Raw genomic sequence first — 20,831 nt, 5'->3', positions numbered from 1 at the left:
CAGCAGGGTTTGACAAGACCTATGACACGTACACCTCACCCGGGGCGGGAAGGTTGTTCGTGTCATAGCCATGTCGACCCGCCCCGAGGAACCTCAATGCTTGAATCCCTGACAGTCCCGACCCTGATCGTTGCGCTTGCAGAAATTGGCGACAAGACCCAATTGCTGGCGTTGCTCCTGGCAGCTCGCTTTCGCAAACCCTGGCCAATCATTGCAGGCATTATCGTCGCCACACTGGCCAACCACTTTGCCGCTGGCGCTGTGGGCAACTACGTCGCTGGCTTCTTCTCCCCTGCCACGCTCAGCTGGGTGCTGGCCGCCTCGTTCATGGCCGTGGCGTTGTGGACACTGGTGCCCGACAAACTCGATGACGACGAAGCCTCAAGCCTCAAGCGTTACGGGCCGTTTCTGACCACGCTCATTGCCTTCTTTCTGGCCGAGATGGGCGACAAAACTCAGGTCGCCACGGTGATGCTGGCGGCGCAATACCCGAGCCTGACACTGGTGGTGATTGGCACCACATTGGGCATGCTGATCGCCAACGTGCCGGTGGTATTGGCGGGCAACTTTGCCGCCGAGCGCTTGCCGCTGGACTTGATTCGCCGCATTGCCGCGGCTTCGTTCGCCGTGCTGGGCATTTATGCTGCCTACAAGGCACTGCAACTGAGCGGCTTCATTTAAGCCAATCAGCTGAGTCGGCTGGGCTTGCGAGAGTAAACCGGCGCTCAGCCGAGCGCCGGTCTATCGCGGCTACTGGATATAACCGTTGTCGCGGAACCAGCTGATGGTGCGGCGCAACGTGTCATCCAGTGACTGTTCGCTGACGAAACCCAGCTCCTCGCGCGCTTTGCTGCCATCGAGAAACTGACCGCCACTCATCACCGCAATGCTGGTGTCATTCAGTAATGGTTGTTGGCCGGTCAGGCGGTAACGCATGCGCCCGATTACGGCCAGCCCCTTCACGACCTTGAGCGAAACCGGCGTGGGTGCCGGTTTACCCAGCAAACTGGCGATTTGCGCCGTCAATTCAGCCAGCTGAATATTCTCACCAGTCAGCAGATAACGCTCGCCCTGACGCCCCTTTTCCAGCACCCGCAGCAAGCCACGGCCAGCCTCGGCAGCGTCGATCACGTTACGGGCGCCAGGCACATAGCGACTCATCTGCCCGGAAGCGATCGCGGTAATTATCCGTCCGGTACTTGGGCCGACATCAAACTCGCCTATCGACATCCCGGGAATGCCAATCATCACCGGCAAACCGTTGCGCGCCTGTTCGCGGGCCTGTTCATCCAGCGCCCACTTGCACAACAGATACGGATTACGCCAGTTCGGCATCCCTTCGTAGAACAACCCTTCGTGGCCCAGCTTGCCTTCTGGATGCTTGGGCAGCGCGATAGCCGCCCCGACATAAACAATACGCGCGACCTTGGCCGCAACGCACGCTGCGTAGAAGTGATTGGTCTGATTGAGGGCGTTGGAAACGTCATCCTGCCAACGCCGCGGTTTACTTGGGTAATAACCCGCACAGAACACCACGCCATCGACATCGCGCATGGCCTTGGTCATCTGGCTGACGTCGAGTATCTCGGCGGCACGGGTTTCGGCGCCCAGATAGGCCAGCCGTTGAATCCGCGATGAAGGGCGATGAATAAGAATCAGCTCATGACCCGCCGCCTTTATGGCCCGGGCCGTGTGATGGCCAAGCAAACCAGTGGCGCCAAATACAGCAATTTTCACAGCGTCTCCTTGCTGACAAAACAACAGGGCAACGTGCAGTTACTCAGCATGAGCAACCGCACGCCGGGGCGACATCATCGCGAAGCTTTGGCTTGCTCGTAGAGCGGCATGACTTTTGGAATAGCAGCCTGTAAGGAGGCGATCCGGCTGCTTGAGGCCGGGTGAGTGCTCATGAACTCAGGCGGTGCGCCTTCACTGGCCTTGGCCATTTTGGTCCACAGGCTGATCGCAGCATTCGGGTCGAAACCCGCACGGGCCGACAACTCCAGACCAATCAGGTCGGCCTCGTTTTCGTTGCTGCGACTATTAGGCAGAGTCATACCGTACTGCACGGCATAGTCGGCCAGCGCCATGGTGTCCTGACCGACGCCAAGCAGCGCGCCCGCACCCTGCTTGGCCAACTCGATTCCATAGGCTTTAGACATGGCTTCACGGCCGTGTTCGCGCAGGGCATGCGCGATTTCGTGGCCCATGACCGCGGCAATTTCATCGTCGGTCAGTTTCAGCTCGTCGATCAGGCCGGTATAGAAAATGATCTTGCCGCCGGGGCCGCAATTGGCATTCAGCTCGGGGCTGTCGATAAGGTTAACTTCCCACGCCCATTGTGCGGAGTCCGGACGAAATACCGGCGCCTGCTTGATCAGACGATCGGCAACGGCTTGCAGGCGTTTGGCTTGTGGAGTGCTTTTTTCCAGCTTGCCTTTGCTCGAGGCCGCCGAGACGGTCTCCTGATAAGACTGCGCATAGGACTGATTGACCTGATCGGTCGACAGCATGCTGAACATGTATTGCTTGCGATCAATGCCGACGGCACCGCCGCTGGTGGTGTTGACAGCCTGACATCCCGCCAGAACCAACGCTGCAGCCAACGCGGACAAAGACAACAACTTACTCATGTTCAAACTCCATATCGTTAGGCTGGCTATGCTAGGCCGACACTGCAAGTTGAGCAACTTGATTGCGTATCAATCAGCCGACGAAGTCACATTGAGCGCGGCTAATTTGCATGCGGCTTACGCTGGCGTCAGGCACTCGGGGGCGTCCAGTTTGGGATCGTTGACCAGATTGGCCAGCACTCGCTCGCGCAGTTGCGGCTGCGGCGCAATCAGCAACTCGCGCAATTGTTCGACAGGGGTTTGCGGGTCCAGCCAAAGTGCCTGGCCTTGCTCATCAAGAATCAACGGCCGGCGTTGGTTGCTGGCAGCCTGGGTCACCACGGCAGCGCTCAGGTAAACATGCCCTTCAACCGGATACGCTTCCCAGATCGCGGCAAAATACAGCGGCGATGCATCTGCAGTCAGCCAGTAGGGGCGCTTGCGCGCCGAGCCGCGCCACTCGTAAAAGCCATTGGCCGGGAGCAGACCGCGACGCAGGCGAAACGCATCGCGAAACATTGGCTGATCGGCCAGCGTTTCCGCGCGCGCTTGTGCGGGGGTTTTCGATAAGTCTTTGAGCCACGGCGGAGTGAGCCCCCAACGCACTCGGCTGAGTTGCCGCTGACCTTCTATCTCGCGCAGCAGTAACACCTGCGCATGCGGTGAAATACTCCAATGCGGCTGCTGGTCATCGGGAAAACCCGGCAAGGCTGCGAATGCTGCATTCCAGCGGAAAAAGGCAAAACGTCCACACATGGGTAACTCGATAAACAGATAAATTGGCTACCAATACGCGGCAGCGCGATTCACCGCCCGCCTTAAACGGCGCAACGCGCCGTCTGCCTGCACGCGGCAAAGCAGTGCTTTTTCAGCGCGGCATATTAATGCGGCACTAGCAGAGCAACTCGCCTTGATAACTCTCAGGCTCATCGCCCGGCAGGGGTTGGGCGGCATTGTACTCGCCGATCAATTGGTGTGCCCGCGCCGCCTGTTGATTATTTACCATCAGTCCAAGCAGACCGCTGGTCGGCAATTCTCCGACGGCACCGGCCAAATGTTGCCCGGTCAGGTGCGCTTCGATGCCTTCACTATTGAGCATACTCAAGAGCAATTCGGCTTCCATCAAGTCTCGCGGCTCGTAGATCCTTTGCATCATTCATCCTCCGCTCGCACGTCAAGCGTCCACTCTTCGCCGTTTGTAGCCAAATCAAAGACAATCGGCCGGCAGCAAACCTGGCAGTCTTCGATGTATTGTTGATCGCCCGCAGAGAGATCAACCAGAACCTCAATCGGTTCACCACAATAGGGGCAATGAATCATCTGGTTTTCGAGCATTTAAGACTCCGTGTGACTTACGCGTATAATCGCCGGTCTATTGCTAGCCTCTATCGGGGCTAAAACTTTTTACCCAGCCGGCTAGCTCCTTACCGGCCAAGACCAAGAGATCATGATGGGCGAATTTGATGCCATCCGACCCTATTCCGACGCCGAAGTGCCAGCCGTGCTGTCACGCCTGCTGGCTGACGATATGTTTCTCGACGTACTTACCCAGTTTCGCTTCCCGAAATTGGCCAAAGCATTTGGCTGGTTGCTTAAACCACTTATAGCCCATCGGCTGCGTAAAGAGTTTAAAGACGTCACTTGCGTCTCGACCCTGCAAGACAAAGTCGAGCTTTATGTTGACCATAGCATCGAGCAGGCAACCGACGGTGTTACCTACACCGGTGTCGAGCACCTGAAGAACGGCAGCGCCTATTTGTTGCTGGCCAACCACCGCGACATCGTGATGGACCCGGCGTTCGTCAATTACGCGGTTTACCACGCGGGCCTTCCCACACCGCGCATTGCCATTGGCGACAACCTGCTGCAGAAACCTTTTGTCAGCGATCTGATGCGCCTGAACAAAAGCTTCATCGTGCACCGCTCGCTTACCGGCCGCCGTGAACGCCTGGCGGCTTATCAGCTGCTTTCGGCGTACATCAATCACTCGATCCGCAACGATTGCCAGTCCATCTGGATCGCTCAGGCCGAAGGCCGGGCAAAAGACGGTGATGATCGTACTGACTCGGCGATCCTGAAAATGTTTCATATGAGCCGCAAGGATGAGCCGTTTGCGGACGTGATTCGCTCGCTCAATCTGACCCCGGTCTCGATCAGCTATGAATACGATCCCTGCGATCAGGCCAAGGCACGCGAGCTTTATATCCGCTCCACCACCGGCACATACGAGAAAGCCAAAGGTGAAGATGACCAGAGCATTGGCCTGGGCATTACCGGATACAAAGGTCGCGTGCATGTGCACTTCGGCACGCCGATCACTGAGAATCTGGACGACAGCAAGCAACTGGCGACTGAGGTCGACAAGCATATCCTCACGGGCTACCGCCTGTTCCCCGTGCACTATCTGGCTTACGCCATGTGGAACGAGCGTGAACCGGAACTGAATGTGCCAGAGGCTGACTTGTTGTTCACCGGCGCAGAGCTGGCCGTGGCCAAAGTCGAATGGCAGCGTCGGATCGAGTTATGCCCGCAAGAGCAACGTCCTTACCTGATCGTGCAGTACGCCAACCCGGTGCGTAACCAGTACCGGATTAAAGCGGGCTTGCCGCTTTAATCCGGCCTACATTCGCCAGCAATTGGCTGCCCAAGCGGGCGGCCATACCTGTGCAGCGGCGCAAGCATGAGATGAGTCAGCGATTAATCAGATGAGCTGTGTAGCCGCCCTGCTTCGGCTGCACGCTCAGAGCTGAGTGCTGGCCCAGGAGACGGCCAACGCCAGTGCCAGACTGGCGAAGCCAAAACAATAGAAGAAGCGGTTGACCCGCTGTGTAGGCGTATCTGCAAATCCAGCAGTCACCTTGCCCTCAACGCACTCTGACTGCACCAGCAAGCGCGCCAGCGCACGTTGCTGACGATAGCGCGTGGCAACCAACAACCAGCCTCCTGCGGCGGCAAAAAACAACGCCAGCCCGTTCAAAGACTGCGAGGGATAGCTGTACACGAGGGACCAAAACGCTTGCAGACTCATCCGCAACCTCCACTACAAGTTGGTGCATGTGCGGACGCCGTGCACCATGAAAGGGAAAAAACCGTGCATTGCCAGCGCGAAAAAGGATCGAAAAATACCGCCTGAGCGGGGTAGAAAAGCCACATTTTGCGGGGACAAGCAGAGAAACAAGCCGATTCGCCAGTGCCCTAAAAGAGGCGGTGAGAGCGAAACGCGCTGAATAGAGCGGTTATTTTACTGCGAGAAAAACCATATGCGTTTCCAATCCGACGAGCGACGATTTGATCAAAAAAACTTCTTAAGATCGTCATATTGTTGGCCTAATGTTTGATACCTCTCTTATCAGGCACCCGGCAATTTTCGCCGGGAGTGCTCTATTCCATACGTAGAGGACACCATCATGCTGAACCCACAAGCTGCTGATCACGATTATCAAATCGACTCGCTGGACGAAGTGGACGCTGTGATTGACGAGCTCTCCTTCAACGTTCAGGACTATCACTGGCTGATCTATTGCACGATGGGCGGCCACGAGCATTACGACCTCCCGGACATCGACTCGACCACGGGCTTCAGCCTGCCTGAGCTCTACGCAGAAGCGGCCTGAACGGCCAGCCCCAGAAACGCAAAACCGGCGCTGTTTGCACAGACGCCGGTTTTTTATGCGCGTTACATAAGAGAAGCAGCGGCTCTGGCCCCACCCGCTCCCTGCTTGCTCCGCTAAAAGCGCAGCATGCGAAAAGCGTGCGAGTGACCGCGACCGAGAAAGCCGCAAGCGCTATAGCAGCGCCAGAACCATCAGAAGCTCAAGCGATAATGCAGCGCGTAGTTCTCAACGCCATCGTTTGGCTGTTTGATGCTGGCGTTGGAATAATGGTACGCCCGCACGCCAATCTCCTGCCCGCTAAAGCGAATGCCGGCGCCGATGTGGCTCTCGAACTGAAAAGAGGTCGACATTGCGCTGTCGTCAATTTCAGTCTGCGAGAAGAACGCGCCGCCGATACCTGCTTCAGCGTAAGGGCGGATCGTGTCGCCATTGAACTCATAGACCAGCACAGGCGCCAGCGAGATGCTGTTATTGCCACTGGTGTCATCCGCGTCCCAATAGGTGTAAGCCGCATCCCAGTATCCGCCGAGATGGCCCACATCACTTTCCAGCCAGCGCTTGTTGAAATCGAATTGCATACCTAGTCGGTAGGTCTGTGCGGAATCTCCGGTCTGTCCGACCGAAAGGCTTATATTCGCGGCCTGAGTCGTGCTCGCTGCCCCCAGTGCAGCCACACTCAAAACTGCCGCAACCAACTTGTGCATACCACTTCCTTATTTTTAATTTACAGCCGTGCATTCCCACAAATGCACCTGAGGCTTGATTATATTTTCTAGCGGCAAAACGCCATCCAACCAAAGCAGGGGGCCAATCATCCGCCTTGTCAGAACTGCAAGACTTCCTGGCTTTCACCCCATAAGGTTGGCAATACCGCCTGCAATTTCTGCGCCTTGCCGCTGCTCCAGAACTGCGCAGCTCGGGCAGGCCCAGACGCCAACAGATCACGCTCACGCAGCAAGCGCTGCAGTTGTCTGGCAACTGCGGCGCCGGTGTCGATTAAACTGACATTGGCCGGCACCAGTTCGTTCAATAACGGCTTAATGAACGGGTAATGGGTGCAGCCCAGAATCAGCGTATCGCACCCCTGCACCAGCAATGGCTGCACGAAACCGTCGAGCAATTCGCGGGTGCGTGACGACTGCAACTCACCGGCTTCGATCTGCTCGACTAAACCGGGGCACGGCTGGGTAATTACTTTCACGTCGCTGGCGACACGATCCAGCAGGGCGGCGAACTTGGCACTTTTCAGGGTGCCGGTAGTCGCCAGCACACCGACCACGCCACTTCGTGTTGCGGCAACCGCAGGCTTTACCGCAGGCTCCATGCCCACAATCGGCAATTGCGGGTAAAGCTCGCGCAGCTCGGCAACCGCCGCCACGGTTGCGGTATTGCAGGCCAGCACCAGCGCCTTGGCGCCCTGCTCCAGCAGAAACGCGGCGATCAGCCGACAGCGCTCGCGAATGTATTCGGGCGATTTCTCGCCATACGGCACATGGGCGCTGTCGGCTATGTACAGCAGAGACTCCTGCGGCAACAGCGTGCGAATCTCGCGCAATACCGAGACGCCGCCCACACCGGAGTCGAATACACCGATGCCCTGGCTGTTAGTCATGTGTGGTTCCGCACACACTGCACGCCGGATCACGCTTTACTCGCAGCTCGCGAAACTTGCTGCTCAGCGCGTCGATCAACAGCAACCGGCCTACCAGCGGCTCACCAAACTCGGCCAGCAGTTTAAGCGCCTCGAGTGCTTGCAGGCTGCCGACCATACCGACTAACGGCCCGACGACACCGGCCTCACTGCAGGTCAGTTCAGCTTCACTGCCGTGCCCGTATAGGCAGTGGTAGCAAGGGCTGCTTGGCAAGCGCGGATCGAACACTGAGAGCTGGCCTTCCAGGCGAATCGCTGCGCCACTCACCAACGGTTTTACTGCCGCAACGCAGGCAGCGTTGACCGACTCACGGGTCGAGAAGTTGTCCGAGCAATCCAGCACCACATCAACCGCTGCCACCGCAGCGGCCAACGAGTCAGCATCCAGCCCTTGCGGATAAGTGCGGATGTTCAAATGCGGATTGATCGCCTTGAGCCGGGCCGCCGCCGAATCGACCTTGGCCACGCCGATGCTGGTGGTGTCGTGGGCAATCTGGCGTTGCAAGTTGGTCAGATCGACCGTATCAAAATCGGCCAGATGCAGAGTGCCGATTCCGGCTGCAGCCAGATACAGCGCCACCGGCGAGCCCAAACCGCCGAGCCCGATTATCAGCGCGCTGCGCTGCTTGAGCCGGAGTTGGCCGTCGACATCAATTTGTTGCAACAGGATCTGCCGGCTATAGCGCAGCAGCTCTTCATCACTGAGCATGTTTGCGTCACTCATGCGTGCATTGTCCAAAACTGATGCGCTCATGACCGCCAAGGTCACGGCGACTTTCTACTGCGCTAAACCCGTTTGCCGTCAACAGATCACGCACGGCCTGCGCCTGATCATAGCCGTGCTCAAGCAATAACCAGCCGCCCGCCTGCAAATAGTCCCCGGCATTGGCGATGATCAGACGGATATCATCCAGCCCGTCGGCACCTGCGACCAGCGCACTGCTGGGTTCGAAACGTACATCGCCCTCACCCAGATGGCGGTCATCGCTGGCGATATACGGCGGGTTACTGACAATCAGCTGAAAGCGCTGCCCGGCCAACTGGCTGAACCAGTGGCTTGCATGAAAACGCACATTAGCAAGGTTCAGGCGCTGCTGATTACGCGTAGCCAGCGCCACAGCTTCATCGACCCGGTCAACGCCAACAACCCGCCAAGCGGGACGCTCTGAAGCCAACGCCAACGCAATCGCACCGGTGCCCGTACCAAGATCAAGCACAGCAGCAGGGGTTGCAGGGATTGTCGCCAGCGCGGTTTCGACCAGTAATTCGGTGTCTGGACGGGGAATCAGGGTGTGCGGCGCCACTTCAAGGTCGAGGCTCCAGAAGCCCTGATGCCCCAGAATGTAGGCAATCGGCTCGCCCTGCTGACGCCGCGCCAGATTAGCGAGAAAGCGCTCGGCCATCGGCGCCTCGACTTCTCGCTCGGGCCAGGTCCGCAGATAACTGCGCGACTTGCCAAGCACCGCCGCAAGGAGCAGTTCGGCGTCGAGTTGCGGGCTGGGCGAGTCGGCCAGAACAGCGCCATTGAGCAGCGATTCGATGGTTGCCATTGGGGCACACTACCTATTCAGAGGTTCCTCAGCATCAATCCACATCACATCAGCAACTGTCGCCCGCAGCTAGCCACGCTGCGTATCAGTCGCCCAGCGATGCCAACTGGTCAGCTTGATACTCGGCCAACAATGGCTCGATAACCGCCTCAACACCGCCCGCCATCACCTCGTTAAGTGAATACAGGGTCAGGTTGATACGGTGATCAGTGACCCGGCCTTGCGGGAAGTTGTAGGTGCGGATGCGCTCGGAGCGATCGCCAGAGCCTACCAGCAAGCGGCGGGTATCGGAGATTTCCTTGTGCGCCGCGGCTTCCTGTTGGTCTTTTAGCTTGGCGCCGAGCCAGGCCATCGCCTTGGCGCGGTTCTTGTGCTGCGAACGCTCTTCCTGACACTCAACCACAGTGCCCGTCGGGATGTGGGTAATGCGGATGGCGGAATCGGTGGTGTTTACGTGCTGACCACCCGCGCCGGATGAGCGATAGGTATCAACCCGCAGATCAGCAGGATTGATCTCGATAGCCGCTTGCTCGTCAGGCTCCGGCAACACTGCAACCGTGCAGGCCGAGGTATGAATGCGGCCTTGCGACTCGGTCTCTGGCACGCGCTGAACGCGGTGCGCGCCGGACTCGAACTTGAGCTTGCCGAATACGTTATCGCCTTCGATGCGTGCGATGACTTCCTTGAAGCCACCATGCTCGCCTTCGTTGGCCGACAATACTTCGACCCGCCAGCCACGACGCTCGGCGTAGCGCGAATACATACGGAACAGATCACCGGAGAAAATGGCCGCCTCGTCACCGCCGGTGCCAGCACGCACTTCCAGAAACACGCTGCGACCGTCGTTCGGGTCTTTTGGCAGGAGCATGCGCTGCAGATTGTCTTCGAGTTCGATCAGGCGGGTTTTCGCCTCGTCGACTTCCTCTTCAGCCATCTCGCGCATCTCGGGGTCGCTGTCTTTAAGCAACGCCTGAGCGCCTTCGAGGTCGCCCTGCACTTTTTGCAGCTCGGTAAAGGCCTGATACACCGGCTCTATTTCGGCATATTCCTTTGAAAGAGCGCGGAACTGAGTCTGATCGCTGATCACCTCAGCATCGCCCAGCATGGCAGTCAGCTCTTCAAAGCGATCCTGTAGCAACTCAAGTTTTTTCGTAAGCGAAGCTTTCATTACAGGCCTTTGTTGGACGACGCACCCTCATTGAGGGCAAAGAGTTCCTGAGCAACTGTCAGCGCATCGATGCGCCCGTCCGCGGATAGTTTTTTCATTTGCACACTGGGTGCATGCAGCAATTTGTTGGTCAGGCCGCGCGCCAGTTGCGCCATAACGTCTTCAGCGGCAACGCCATTGTTAAGTGCGCGCAATGCCTTGCCAAGCTCCTCGTCACGCAGCCGTTCAGCCTGTTGACGATAAGCCTTGAGCACATCCACCGCGGCCAGCTCACGCAGCCGCGCCATGAAGTCATCGGCGCCATTCGACACCAGGTCTTCGGCGGCCTGCGCAGCGCCTTGGCGGCTTTTGAGATTCTCGGCGATGACTTCATGCAAATCATCGACGGTATACAGATAAACGTCGTCGAGCTCGCCGACCTCGGGCTCAATATCACGCGGTACGGCGATATCGACCATGAAAATCGGTTTGTGCTTGCGCTGCTTGAGTGCACTTTCGACTGCACCCTTGCCCAGAATCGGCAACTGGCTGGCAGTCGAACTGATCACGATGTCGCTCTTGGCCAACTCCGCCGGAATATCCGACAGCAGCACCGCATGCGCGCCAAACTGTTCGGCCAGCGTGCTCGCCCGCTCCAGTGTACGGTTGGCGACCACAATGCGCTTAATGCCCTGATCGTGCAGATGACGCGCAACCAGACCAATGGTCTCACCGGCGCCGATCAACAACGCCTGACTGCGGTGCAAGTCACTGAAAATTTGTTTCGCCAGGCTGACGGCGGCAAAGGCAACCGACACCGGGTTCTCGCCAATCGCGGTATCCGTGCGCACCTGTTTGGCGGTATTGAAGGTGGCCTGGAACAGGCGGCCGAGCAATGGCCCCATCGTGCCGGCTTCACGCGCCACGGCAAACGCCGACTTCATCTGGCCGAGAATTTGCGGCTCGCCCAACACCATCGAGTCGAGCCCGCAGGCGACGCGCATCATGTGGCGCACCGCATCGGCTTCCTGATAAACGTAGGCGCAAGCCCGCAGGTCTTCGATATTCAGCTGGTGATAACCGGCAAGCCAGGCGAGCACTTCATCGACACTCAAGGCGTCCTGTTCGAGATACAGTTCGCTGCGATTGCAGGTCGAAAGAATCGCCGCCTCACGGCTCACCGTGGTCTGGCAGAGCAATTGCAGCGCCTCAACCAAACGCTCAGGAGTAAACGCCACGCGCTCGCGTACATCCACCGAAGCAGTTTTATGGTTGATACCGAGGGCAATAAAGGCCATGCAACGTCGCTGACAAGAAAAGGAGCCGGCAATTGTCCTACTTCAACCGACTGAGAACAACCTCCCCTTTATATTGTCGACAACTGACCGGTCACAATCGGCACCGAAACCAGCGCCAACCTTGCTCAAAGCAGCCGATGGAACCTTGCAGAAGCGGCCCTGACTAACCCAGTATGGCTCGCGTGACGGGCTAAGACATTTTGTCGCACAATTGAATCCATTATGCTGCGAGGCATCAGCCCATTTTAATCTCCCACGCCACACGCCTGCGATTAAGCCAAGCCCCATGGGCTTGCTCTGCGGCTTGTGTCATGATGATCAGACCGCAGGTTAGTCGTCTTTTCCCCTATGAATAGAACTTATATCGCATTGGCAGCCGTGGCATTTCTGAGTGGCTGCCAAGCACTCTCCAGCACGTCGACTGACGGCACGCCGCCAGTCGAGGATGTCTCTGTCATCGCGAAAAAGACTGAGCCTGAGCAATACGCATCGTTCAGCCGGGAAACCCTGCTGGCCCTGCTTACGGCCGAACTGGCCGGACAACGCGACCGCTTCGACATCGCGCTGGGCAATTACGTGCAGCAAGCCAATGCGACCCAGGACGCTGGCGTCGCCGAGCGTGGCTTTCGCATTGCCGAATACCTGGGCGCTGATCAGGCGGCGCTCGACACCGCACTGATCTGGGCCAAGAACGCCCCGGATGACCTCGACGCGCAGCGCTCTGCAGCTATCCAGCTGGCCCGCGCCGGTCGCCATGACGAAGCCATGACGTACATGGAGAAAGTCCTGCAGGGGCACGGCAACACCCACTTCGACTTCCTCGCGCTGTCGGCCGCCGAAACTGACGAGCAGACCCGCGCCGGGCTGCTGCAAAGTTTTGACCGCCTGCTGGCAAAGTACCCCGACAACACTCAGCTGGCCTTCGGTAAAGCCCTGCTGTTACAGGAAGACGGCCAGTCGGAAGAAGCCCTGCAGCTGCTCGAAGATTCTCCCAACATCGACAGCGAAGTCATTCCGCTGCTGTTGCACGTGCGCCTGCTGCAAAGCCTCAAGCGCGGCGATGAAGCCATGCCCCTGCTCAAACAGGGCATCAAGCTGTACCCGGAAGACAAGCGTCTACGCCTAACCTATGCGCGGATGCTGGTTGAGCAAGGCCGAATCGAAGATGCGCAGAGCGAGTTCTCGGCGCTGGTTCAACAATATCCGGAAGACGACGACCTGCGGTTCTCGCTGGCACTGGTGTATCTGGAAGGCGAAGCCTGGAAAGAGGCCATCGTCTACCTTGAAGAACTGGTCGAGCGCGGCAGCCATGTCGACGCAGCGCACTACAATCTGGCGCGCGCCTATGAGCACTTGGACGAGCCGGAAAGCGCATTGACCGAATACGCGCAAGTCGGCCCCGGCAATGAATACCTGCCGGCACAGGCGGCGCAAACTGAACTGTTGTTCGCCGAGAAGCGCGGTACCGAAGCAACCCAATTACTGGCCAAGGCCCGCGACGAACAGCCGGATTACGCGACCCAGCTCTATCTGATCGAGTCCGAGGCGCTGAGCAGCAACCAGCAGCCTGAACTCGCCTGGCAAGTCATTCAGCAGGCAGTCAAGGATAATCCCGACGATCTTAACCTGCTCTATGCCCGCGCCATGATGGCCGAGTCACGCGATGATCTGGGCCAGCTCGAAAGCGATTTACGCCAGATCCTTGAGCGCGATCCTGAAAACTCGATGGCGCTGAATGCCCTGGGCTACACGCTGGCCGATCGCACCACGCGCTACAGCGAGGCGCGCAAACTGATCGAGCAGGCCTACCGGCTCAACCCCGAAGACCCGGCGATTCTCGACAGCATGGGCTGGATCAGCTATCGCCAGAACCGTCTCGACGAAGCTGAGAAGTACCTGCGCAAAGCCCTGCAGAAGTTTCCTGACCACGAAGTCGCCGCTCACCTTGGCGAAGTATTGTGGGCACAAGGCAAGCAGCGCGACGCCCGCAAAGTGTGGGCAGAGGCGCTGGAAAACCATCCCGATAGCGAACCCCTGCGCAGCACGATATTGCGCCTGACCGGAGCCGAGAACCTGTAATGCTGTGGCGAAACCTAGTTGTCATCAGCCTGATCGCCCTGCTTGCAGGTTGCGCCGGGCTGACCTCACGCGAATCTATCGAAGGCGGCGGCGACCCCGCCCTCTGGAAAGCTCACAAGCAACAGCTCACCCAGCTTGATGGCTGGGAAATCAACGGCAAAGTCGGCATTCGCGCGCCTAAAGACTCAGGCAGTGCCACACTGTACTGGCTGCAACGTCAGGATTATTTCGACATTCGCCTGTCTGGCCCGCTGGGCCGCGGCGCCGCCCGCCTGACCGGAAGACCGGGCGAAGTTAAACTCGAAGCCGCCAGCCGTGGCACCTACACCGCCAGCTCGGCAGAAGAACTGCTGCAGGACCAACTGCGCCTCAACCTTCCGGTTTCGCACCTGCTGTGGTGGATTCGCGGCCTGCCAGCGCCAGACAGCAAAAGCCGGATCAAACTCGATACCGACAGCTACCTTGCCCAACTGGAGCAGGATGGCTGGCAGGTCGACTACTTGCGCTACGTTGATCAGGCCGGCTTTACCCTGCCCGAACGCCTGAAAATCACCGGTTACGATCTCCAGGTCACTGTGGTCATCAAGGACTGGCAACCGCGCCAGCTTGGCCAGCAATGAACGGCGCTACACTAACCCTGCCGGCGCCGGCCAAACTCAACCTGATGCTGCACATCCTTAATCGTCGCCCCGACGGTTATCACGAACTGCAGACGCTTTTTCAATTTCTCGATTATGCCGACGAGCTGGGTTTTGCCCTGCGTGAAGATGGCGAAATTCGTTTGCACACAGAAATTGCTGGTGTGCCGCACGACAGCAACCTGATCGTGCGCGCTGCCAAACAGTTGCAGCAATTAACCGGCTGCACACTGGGTGCCGATCTCTGGATCGATAAGAAATTACCGATGGGCGGCGGTATTGGCGGCGGCAGCTCCGATGCGGCCACGACCCTGCTTGGCCTAAATCACTTGTGGCAACTGGGCTTGAGCGCCGATCAGCTCGCCGAACTGGGCCTGAAGCTTGGCGCAGACGTGCCGGTATTCGTGCGCGGCCATGCTGCTTTTGCGGAAGGCGTGGGTGAAAAACTCACCCCAATTGAGCTTGAAGAACCCTGGTTTCTCGTCGTAATTCCGCAAGTACTTGTGTCAACTGCAGAAATTTTCTCTGACCCTGAGTTGACACGCGATTCTCCGCCCATTAAAGTTCGCAGCCTTCTTGAGGGGGGTGGTCGTAATGACTGCCAGCCAGTGGTTCAAAAACGTTATCCAGAAGTACATAACGCTTTGATCTTGCTGAACAAATTTGTTCAAGCAAAACTAACTGGCACTGGAGCTTGTGTATTTGGGAGCTTCCCAAATCGGGCAGATGCTGATAAAGTCGCCCGCCAACTTCCAGTCACTTTGCCAAGCTTTGTGGCTCAAGGTCGTAACATCTCGATGTTGCACCGAAAGCTGGAAACATTGGCCGGGAAGTGAATGCGTAACACCAGTTTGTAATATTTAGGGGCGTCGCCAAGCGGTAAGGCAGCAGGTTTTGATCCTGCCATGCGTTGGTTCGAATCCAGCCGCCCCTGCCATTACACCTATAGGTAGGTGTATTACAAACCGAAGCATTCAGTACAAAACACGATACAGGGGCGTCGCCAAGCGGTAAGGCAGCAGGTTTTGATCCTGCCATGCGTTGGTTCGAATCCAGCCGCCCCTGCCATTTTCTATACTCATCCAGGTATACCCTCAGCCGGCAGGTACTGCGCGTGTCCAAGATGATGGTCTTTACGGGGAATGCAAACCCCGACCTGGCGCGACGTATTGTACGTCAGCTGCACATCCCCCTCGGCGATGCTTCAGTCGGAAAATTTTCCGACGGCGAAATTAGCATCGAGATCAATGAAAACGTTCGTGGTAAAGACGTATTCCTGATCCAACCGACGTGCGCGCCAACAAACGATAACCTGATGGAACTGGTCGTGATGGCAGATGCCTTCCGTCGTTCGTCAGCAACCCGAATCACAGCTGTTATCCCCTACTTTGGCTATGCACGCCAGGATCGCCGTCCGCGTTCCGCTCGCGTTGCAATCAGCGCCAAGGTCGTGGCTGACATGCTAACTGTCGTCGGCATTGACCGTGTTCTCACGGTTGATCTGCACGCGGATCAGATCCAGGGCTTCTTCGATATTCCGGTAGATAACATCTACGGCTCCCCGGTATTGGTGGATGACATTGAAGATCAGCGCTTCGAAAACCTGATGATTGTCTCCCCGGATATCGGTGGTGTAGTGCGTGCGCGTGCTGTCGCCAAATCTCTCGGGGTTGATCTGGCAATCATTGATAAGCGTCGCGAAAAAGCCAACCACTCAGAGGTGATGCATATCATCGGTGATGTGGAAGGTCGCACGTGCATCCTGGTTGACGATATGGTCGATACCGCTGGCACACTCTGCCACGGCGCCAAAGCTTTGAAAGAACACGGTGCCGCCAAGGTTTACGCCTACGCGACTCACGCTGTTCTGTCGGGCCGAGCGATCGAGAACATCGAAAACTCGGTACTGGATGAGCTGGTGGTGACTAACACCATCCCGCTTTCTGCCAGCGCCCAATCCTGCCCGCGTATTCGCCAGCTGGATATAGGCCCGATTGTCGCTGAAGCGGTTCGCCGCATCAGCAATGAAGAATCGATCAGCGCGATGTTCCGTTAATTCGGAACACTGCCTGACGAAATACGCCCCGCCAAACAGGCGTGATGAAACCCGGTAGCTTCGGCCACTCGGGTTTCATGCTTTCTGTGCTGCGGGGCTTTTTTGCCTAACCGTAGGATCGCTGGTCGCAAGCGTTGATCACGGCATGGCTATTTTGGAGAAATGAAATGACTGAATTTGCCCTGAATGCTGAAGTGCGTTCTGACCTGGGGAAAGGTGCGAGCCGCCGCCTGCGTCGTAACGCCAACCTGGTTCCAGCTGTAATTTACGGTGGCGAAGCTGCCCCGCAATCGATCAGCCTGCTGGCCAACGAACTGGCTAAGCTGCTGAACAACGAAGCTGCTTTCAGCCACGTACTGACGCTCGACGTTGCTGGCAAGAAAGAATCTGTACTGATCAAGGCTCTGCAGCGCCACCCAGCCAAGGGTTTCGTTCTGCACGCAGACTTCATCCGCGTTGTTGCTGGCCAGAAGCTGGTTGCACACGTACCGCTGCACTTCGTTAACCAGGAAACTTCGGTTGGCGTTAAGCAGCAAGGTGGCGAAGTTTCGCACACCCTGGTTGAAGTAGAAGTTAACTGCTTGCCGAAAGACCTGCCTGAGTTCATCGAAGTCGACATGGCTAAAGTTGAACTGGGTACTACCCTGCACCTGTCCGACCTGACTCTGCCAAAAGGCATTGAACTGGTTGCACTGTCTCACGGTAACGACTTGGCTGTGGCTAACATCCACGCTTCGCGCGTTGCTAAAGAAGACACCAGCGAAGGCGAGAGCGAAGCTCCTGCTGCCGAGTAATTACTCGACTCGCTTGATAACAGCCTAGCCGCATTCGCGTCTGGGCTGTTTCTACGAAAGGGCCTCCGATAAAGAGGCTTTTAAAACGTAGCAAGCGCTGGGCGTGCAAGACAAAAAGCGATGAAAGCGCCGTTTACATCAGTAAGCCGCACCTTGAGACGCTTTTTAACCAAGCAATATCCAGCACTGTAGTTTTAGAGGGCCCCTGATATGACCGCCGTACAACTGATCGTTGGCCTGGGTAATCCCGGCCCTGAATACGACCAGACCCGGCATAATGCAGGGGCTCTTTTCGTTGAAAGACTGGCAGACAGCCAGCGCGTCAGCCTGAGTGCTGATCGCAAGTATTTTGGCTTGGTGGGCAAATTCAACCATCAAGGCCGCGATGTTCGCCTGCTAATACCCACCACGTTTATGAACCGCAGCGGCCAGTCCGTCGCCGCGCTGGCGAATTTTTTCCGAATTCCGCCAGAAGCCATACTCGTGGCCCACGACGAACTCGATATGCCGCCAGGCGTCGCCAAACTCAAAAAGGGTGGCGGGCACGGCGGGCATAATGGGCTGCGCGACATCATCGCCCAGCTTGGCAACAACAATGAGTTTTACCGCTTGCGCCTGGGTATCGGCCATCCGGGACACAGCAGCATGGTTTCCAATTTTGTACTGGGCCGCGCACCGCGCAGCGAACAGGAGTTACTCGATAGCAGCATCGATTATGCGCTCGAGTCGCTCTCCGACATGCTCGCCGGTAACTGGTCGAAAGCCATGCACGCGCTGCACAGCAAGAAAGCTCAACTCCCCACTTAATTTCTGATTCATCTCCGCGAGGGACACACCATGGGATTTAACTGCGGCATCGTCGGCCTGCCAAACGTCGGCAAGTCCACCTTGTTCAACGCCCTGACCAAATCGGGTATCGCTGCGGAGAACTTCCCCTTCTGCACAATCGAGCCGAACACCGGTATCGTGCCGATGCCTGATCCACGCCTTGAAGCCTTGGCCGAAATCGTCAAGCCCGAGCGCGTGATTCCCACCACCATGGAATTCGTCGACATCGCAGGCCTGGTGGCCGGCGCCTCGAAAGGTGAAGGTCTGGGCAACAAATTCCTCGCCAACATCCGCGAAACCCACGCGATTGCTCACGTTGTGCGCTGCTTTGAAGATGACAACGTCATCCACGTATCGAACAGCGTCGACCCCAAGCGCGACATCGAGATTATCGACCTTGAGTTGATCTTCGCCGACCTCGACAGCTGCGAGAAGCAACTGCAAAAGACCTCGCGTAACGCCAAAGGCGGTGACAAAGACGCGGTCGCGCAGAAAGCCCTGCTGGAAAAACTGATCCCGCACTTCACCGAAGGCAAACCAGCCCGCACGCTGATGAAAGACCTCGGCGACGACGAGAAGCAGCTGATTCGCGGCTTCCACCTGCTGACCAGCAAGCCGGTCATGTACATCGCCAACGTCTCTGAAGACGGCTTCGAGAACAACCCGCTGCTCGACATCGTGCAAGGCATTGCTGATGCCGAAGGCGCGATCGTTGTGCCGGTTTGCAACAAGATCGAAGCTGAAATCGCTGAGCTTGAAGACGGCGAAGAAAAGGACATGTTCCTCGAAGCACTGGGCCTTGAAGAGCCGGGCCTGAACCGCGTAATTCGCGCAGGCTATCAGCTGCTCAACCTGCAGACCTACTTCACGGCCGGCGTTAAAGAAGTGCGCGCATGGACCGTGCGTGTCGGCGCAACTGCACCGCAATCTGCTGCCGCCATCCATACCGACTTCGAAAAAGGCTTCATCCGCGCCGAAGTCATCGCCTATGACGACTTCATCCAATACAAGGGTGAAGCTGGCGCGAAAGAAGCCGGCAAATGGCGCCTTGAAGGCAAGGAATACATCGTTAAAGACGGCGACGTCATGCACTTCCGCTTTAACGTGTAAGCGTCACTGCCTGACCAAAAGCCCCGCATTCAGCCACTGATGCGGGGCTTTTTATTGCCCGAAAACAACGCTCAGCGCTGGCCGCCGTGCGCCGGCGAGAGTGCATTGAACGCGCCGATACGCGAATAACTTGCCGGGCTGAAACGCAGGGTCATCAGCAGCATCGCCAGCAAACTCAACACGGTAAATTGCCAGGTACTGTGAAAGCTGCCCGTAACCTCACGCAACAAGCCGCCAAGCGATGGCGCCAGCGCATTGATCAGAAAACCAAAGCCCTGCACGAAGGCCGCCAGCTGCCCAGCCAATCGCGGTTCATGCAAGTGATCCATGCTCAGCAGCAGGCACAACACAAAACAGGCGCCCAGCCCAAAACCGATCAAACCGACCCACACCGCAGGCGCCAGCAGAGGCGCGAATAACAATCCCGAGAAACCCATCAACTGCGCAAGCAGACTTACGCCCAGCAGCGGCCGGCGATCTTGTATGCGATGCGCCAACACTGGCATCGACAGCGCAGCCGTCACCTGAAAAATTGTCATCCAGGCCAACAACGCCCCGCTTGCCTGCTGCGTCCAACCAAGCTGTTGATAATAAGCCGGCAGCCACGCCACGACCGTCATGAAGCCCCAATTGCAAAAACCAAAATACACCGCCAGCGCCCATGCTCGGCGATTTCCGATAAAGGTTTTCCACGAGAGCTTTTGCGCCAACGAATGCGGTGTATGCCAAGGCATCTTGAGCCACAGCACAAACGCCAGCAGCGCCGGAATCAGCCAAACCCACAGCCCGACCTGCCAATGGCCAAAAGAATGCGCCAGACGCGGGCTGATCAACGCAGCAAGGCCTCCGCCGCCCATCAGCGACGCCGAATAAACGCCCATCGCCAACGCAACGCCACCCACAAACTGACGCTTGATCATCCCGGGCACCAAAACCTGAATCAGCGCGATGCCCAACCCACCCAACAGCGCCGACATCAGCAACAAATTGCCATCCGCGATCAGCCCTCGCGACAGGCAGGCAAACAGAATACACAGCAAGCCAAGCGCTATACCTCTGCCCTCACCCAACCGCGCCTCCACCCACGCGCCACACAACGCCACCAGCCCGATGCAAATCACCGGCAAGGTGGTCAGCAGCGCAGCAACTTGAAAGCTCATGGCCGTGTCGACGCGAATGTCGTCAAGCAATGGACTGATCGAAGTCAGAATCGGCCGCAGGTTAAGCCCCAGCGCAAGCAGCAACAGCCAACCCACAACCCCAACGCGTTCAACCTTATGCATGACCAACAGCCCTTATGCACGCAGCAGTCATGCACCCACAACTGCCCAAGCAAGCAACACGAACTTGCCTAAGTGCACTCAATGATCGCCAATCAAGCATTAGAACCCCCATAGATACACACCCAGCCAAACTGCGGACGAACGAACACATCGCCCATGGCCAGAACCGGC

23 protein-coding genes and 2 tRNA genes are annotated in these 20,831 nt (G+C 57.6%); 12 read left to right on the top strand and 13 right to left on the bottom strand.

Features of this window, described 5'->3' with window-relative positions:
* Window positions 1–96: 96 nt before the first annotated feature.
* Entirely contained in the window at window positions 97–681 is a 585-nt protein-coding gene (locus tag PMYSY11_RS04020; protein WP_069902069.1) for a TMEM165/GDT1 family protein, read from the top strand.
* A 69-nt stretch (window positions 682–750) separates the two neighbouring features.
* Here PMYSY11_RS04020 and PMYSY11_RS04015 read toward each other — a convergent pair whose 3' ends face one another.
* From PMYSY11_RS04015 to PMYSY11_RS03995, 5 genes are all read right to left on the bottom strand, one after another.
* A complete protein-coding gene (locus PMYSY11_RS04015) occupies window positions 751–1,737 on the bottom strand; it encodes an NAD-dependent epimerase/dehydratase family protein (RefSeq protein ID WP_150548374.1) in 987 nt (328 codons plus the stop codon).
* 74 nt (window positions 1,738–1,811) lie between these two features.
* Window positions 1,812–2,633 carry a M48 family metallopeptidase gene (locus tag PMYSY11_RS04010; protein ID WP_069902067.1) on the bottom strand — a complete coding sequence of 274 codons (822 nt, stop codon included), beginning with the start codon at window positions 2,631–2,633 and terminating at the stop codon, window positions 1,812–1,814.
* Window positions 2,634–2,750: 117 nt separating this feature from the next.
* Window positions 2,751–3,368 carry an SOS response-associated peptidase gene (locus PMYSY11_RS04005; RefSeq protein ID WP_150548373.1) on the bottom strand — a complete coding sequence of 206 codons (618 nt, stop codon included), beginning with the start codon at window positions 3,366–3,368 and terminating at the stop codon, window positions 2,751–2,753.
* A gap of 136 nt (window positions 3,369–3,504) precedes the next feature.
* A complete protein-coding gene (locus PMYSY11_RS04000) occupies window positions 3,505–3,765 on the bottom strand; it encodes a putative signal transducing protein (protein ID WP_069902154.1) in 261 nt (86 codons plus the stop codon).
* Window positions 3,765–3,947 carry a CPXCG motif-containing cysteine-rich protein gene (locus PMYSY11_RS03995; protein WP_069902065.1) on the bottom strand — a complete coding sequence of 61 codons (183 nt, stop codon included), beginning with the start codon at window positions 3,945–3,947 and terminating at the stop codon, window positions 3,765–3,767. Before PMYSY11_RS03995 ends, PMYSY11_RS04000 begins: the two co-directional genes overlap by 1 nt.
* A gap of 115 nt (window positions 3,948–4,062) precedes the next feature.
* On the opposite strand from PMYSY11_RS03995, the gene PMYSY11_RS03990 reads away from it, so the two are divergent.
* A complete protein-coding gene (locus PMYSY11_RS03990) occupies window positions 4,063–5,226 on the top strand; it encodes a 1-acyl-sn-glycerol-3-phosphate acyltransferase (protein ID WP_150548372.1) in 1,164 nt (387 codons plus the stop codon).
* Window positions 5,227–5,352: 126 nt separating this feature from the next.
* Here PMYSY11_RS03990 and PMYSY11_RS03985 read toward each other — a convergent pair whose 3' ends face one another.
* Complete coding sequence (locus PMYSY11_RS03985) at window positions 5,353–5,640, bottom strand: hypothetical protein (protein WP_150548371.1); 288 nt, start codon at window positions 5,638–5,640, stop codon at window positions 5,353–5,355.
* A gap of 379 nt (window positions 5,641–6,019) precedes the next feature.
* Here PMYSY11_RS03985 and PMYSY11_RS03980 point away from each other — a divergent pair, with 379 nt between their 5' ends.
* A complete protein-coding gene (locus PMYSY11_RS03980) occupies window positions 6,020–6,226 on the top strand; it encodes a hypothetical protein (RefSeq protein ID WP_069902062.1) in 207 nt (68 codons plus the stop codon).
* Window positions 6,227–6,417: 191 nt separating this feature from the next.
* Here the strand turns inward: PMYSY11_RS03980 and PMYSY11_RS03975 are convergent, their stop codons facing one another.
* The 6 genes from PMYSY11_RS03975 to hemA all read right to left on the bottom strand — a co-directional run bounded on the left by PMYSY11_RS03975 (window position 6,418) and on the right by hemA (window position 11,872).
* Window positions 6,418–6,930, bottom strand: a complete 513-nt coding sequence (locus PMYSY11_RS03975; RefSeq protein ID WP_090515203.1) for an acyloxyacyl hydrolase — start codon at window positions 6,928–6,930, stop codon at window positions 6,418–6,420.
* Window positions 6,931–7,049: 119 nt separating this feature from the next.
* Window positions 7,050–7,838: a glutamate racemase gene (gene murI / locus PMYSY11_RS03970; RefSeq protein ID WP_150548370.1), complete on the bottom strand. Its 789-nt coding sequence runs from the start codon at window positions 7,836–7,838 to the stop codon at window positions 7,050–7,052.
* Entirely contained in the window at window positions 7,831–8,586 is a 756-nt protein-coding gene (locus PMYSY11_RS03965; protein WP_150549650.1) for a molybdopterin-synthase adenylyltransferase MoeB, read from the bottom strand. The genes murI and PMYSY11_RS03965 overlap by 8 nt, the downstream gene beginning before the upstream one ends.
* Before the next feature lie 7 nt (window positions 8,587–8,593).
* Window positions 8,594–9,427 carry a peptide chain release factor N(5)-glutamine methyltransferase gene (gene prmC / locus PMYSY11_RS03960; RefSeq protein ID WP_150548369.1) on the bottom strand — a complete coding sequence of 278 codons (834 nt, stop codon included), beginning with the start codon at window positions 9,425–9,427 and terminating at the stop codon, window positions 8,594–8,596.
* A gap of 85 nt (window positions 9,428–9,512) precedes the next feature.
* Window positions 9,513–10,595 (bottom strand): peptide chain release factor 1, encoded by a 1,083-nt coding sequence (prfA, locus tag PMYSY11_RS03955; RefSeq protein ID WP_069902058.1) that lies wholly within the window; start codon window positions 10,593–10,595, stop codon window positions 9,513–9,515.
* Window positions 10,595–11,872, bottom strand: coding sequence for a glutamyl-tRNA reductase (gene hemA, locus PMYSY11_RS03950; RefSeq protein ID WP_069902057.1), 1,278 nt, complete (start codon window positions 11,870–11,872; stop codon window positions 10,595–10,597). The genes prfA and hemA overlap by 1 nt, the downstream gene beginning before the upstream one ends.
* 348 nt (window positions 11,873–12,220) lie before the next feature.
* Between hemA and PMYSY11_RS03945 the strand changes: the two genes are divergently transcribed.
* From PMYSY11_RS03945 to ychF, 9 genes are all read left to right on the top strand, one after another.
* Window positions 12,221–13,951, top strand: a complete 1,731-nt coding sequence (locus PMYSY11_RS03945) for a tetratricopeptide repeat protein (protein ID WP_150548368.1) — start codon at window positions 12,221–12,223, stop codon at window positions 13,949–13,951.
* Entirely contained in the window at window positions 13,951–14,571 is a 621-nt protein-coding gene (gene lolB, locus PMYSY11_RS03940) for a lipoprotein insertase outer membrane protein LolB (protein WP_172970660.1), read from the top strand. The genes PMYSY11_RS03945 and lolB overlap by 1 nt, the downstream gene beginning before the upstream one ends.
* Window positions 14,568–15,425: a 4-(cytidine 5'-diphospho)-2-C-methyl-D-erythritol kinase gene (ispE, locus tag PMYSY11_RS03935; RefSeq protein WP_150548367.1), complete on the top strand. Its 858-nt coding sequence runs from the start codon at window positions 14,568–14,570 to the stop codon at window positions 15,423–15,425. Before lolB ends, ispE begins: the two co-directional genes overlap by 4 nt.
* A 26-nt stretch (window positions 15,426–15,451) precedes the next feature.
* A tRNA-Gln gene (locus PMYSY11_RS03930) sits at window positions 15,452–15,526 on the top strand.
* A 56-nt stretch (window positions 15,527–15,582) separates the two neighbouring features.
* Window positions 15,583–15,657 (top strand) — tRNA-Gln (locus tag PMYSY11_RS03925).
* Window positions 15,658–15,703: 46 nt separating this feature from the next.
* Window positions 15,704–16,645: a ribose-phosphate pyrophosphokinase gene (locus PMYSY11_RS03920; RefSeq protein ID WP_069902053.1), complete on the top strand. Its 942-nt coding sequence runs from the start codon at window positions 15,704–15,706 to the stop codon at window positions 16,643–16,645.
* A gap of 167 nt (window positions 16,646–16,812) precedes the next feature.
* On the top strand, window positions 16,813–17,439 hold the full coding sequence (locus PMYSY11_RS03915) for a 50S ribosomal protein L25/general stress protein Ctc (RefSeq protein ID WP_069902052.1): 627 nt from the start codon (window positions 16,813–16,815) through the stop codon (window positions 17,437–17,439).
* A 210-nt stretch (window positions 17,440–17,649) separates the two neighbouring features.
* A complete protein-coding gene (gene pth, locus PMYSY11_RS03910) occupies window positions 17,650–18,246 on the top strand; it encodes an aminoacyl-tRNA hydrolase (RefSeq protein ID WP_090515217.1) in 597 nt (198 codons plus the stop codon).
* Window positions 18,247–18,276: 30 nt separating this feature from the next.
* Complete coding sequence (gene ychF / locus PMYSY11_RS03905) at window positions 18,277–19,377, top strand: redox-regulated ATPase YchF (RefSeq protein ID WP_069902050.1); 1,101 nt, start codon at window positions 18,277–18,279, stop codon at window positions 19,375–19,377.
* Between the two features lie 71 nt (window positions 19,378–19,448).
* On the opposite strand, the gene PMYSY11_RS03900 is transcribed toward ychF, so the two are convergent.
* A complete protein-coding gene (locus tag PMYSY11_RS03900; protein ID WP_150548366.1) occupies window positions 19,449–20,660 on the bottom strand; it encodes a CynX/NimT family MFS transporter in 1,212 nt (403 codons plus the stop codon).
* Window positions 20,661–20,831 lie beyond the last annotated feature (171 nt).

Source organism: Pseudomonas marincola (assembly GCF_900682675.2).
GTDB classification, from domain to species: Bacteria; Pseudomonadota; Gammaproteobacteria; order Pseudomonadales; family Pseudomonadaceae; genus Aquipseudomonas; species Aquipseudomonas marincola.
This window is presented reverse-complemented; position numbering and strand designations above follow the sequence as displayed.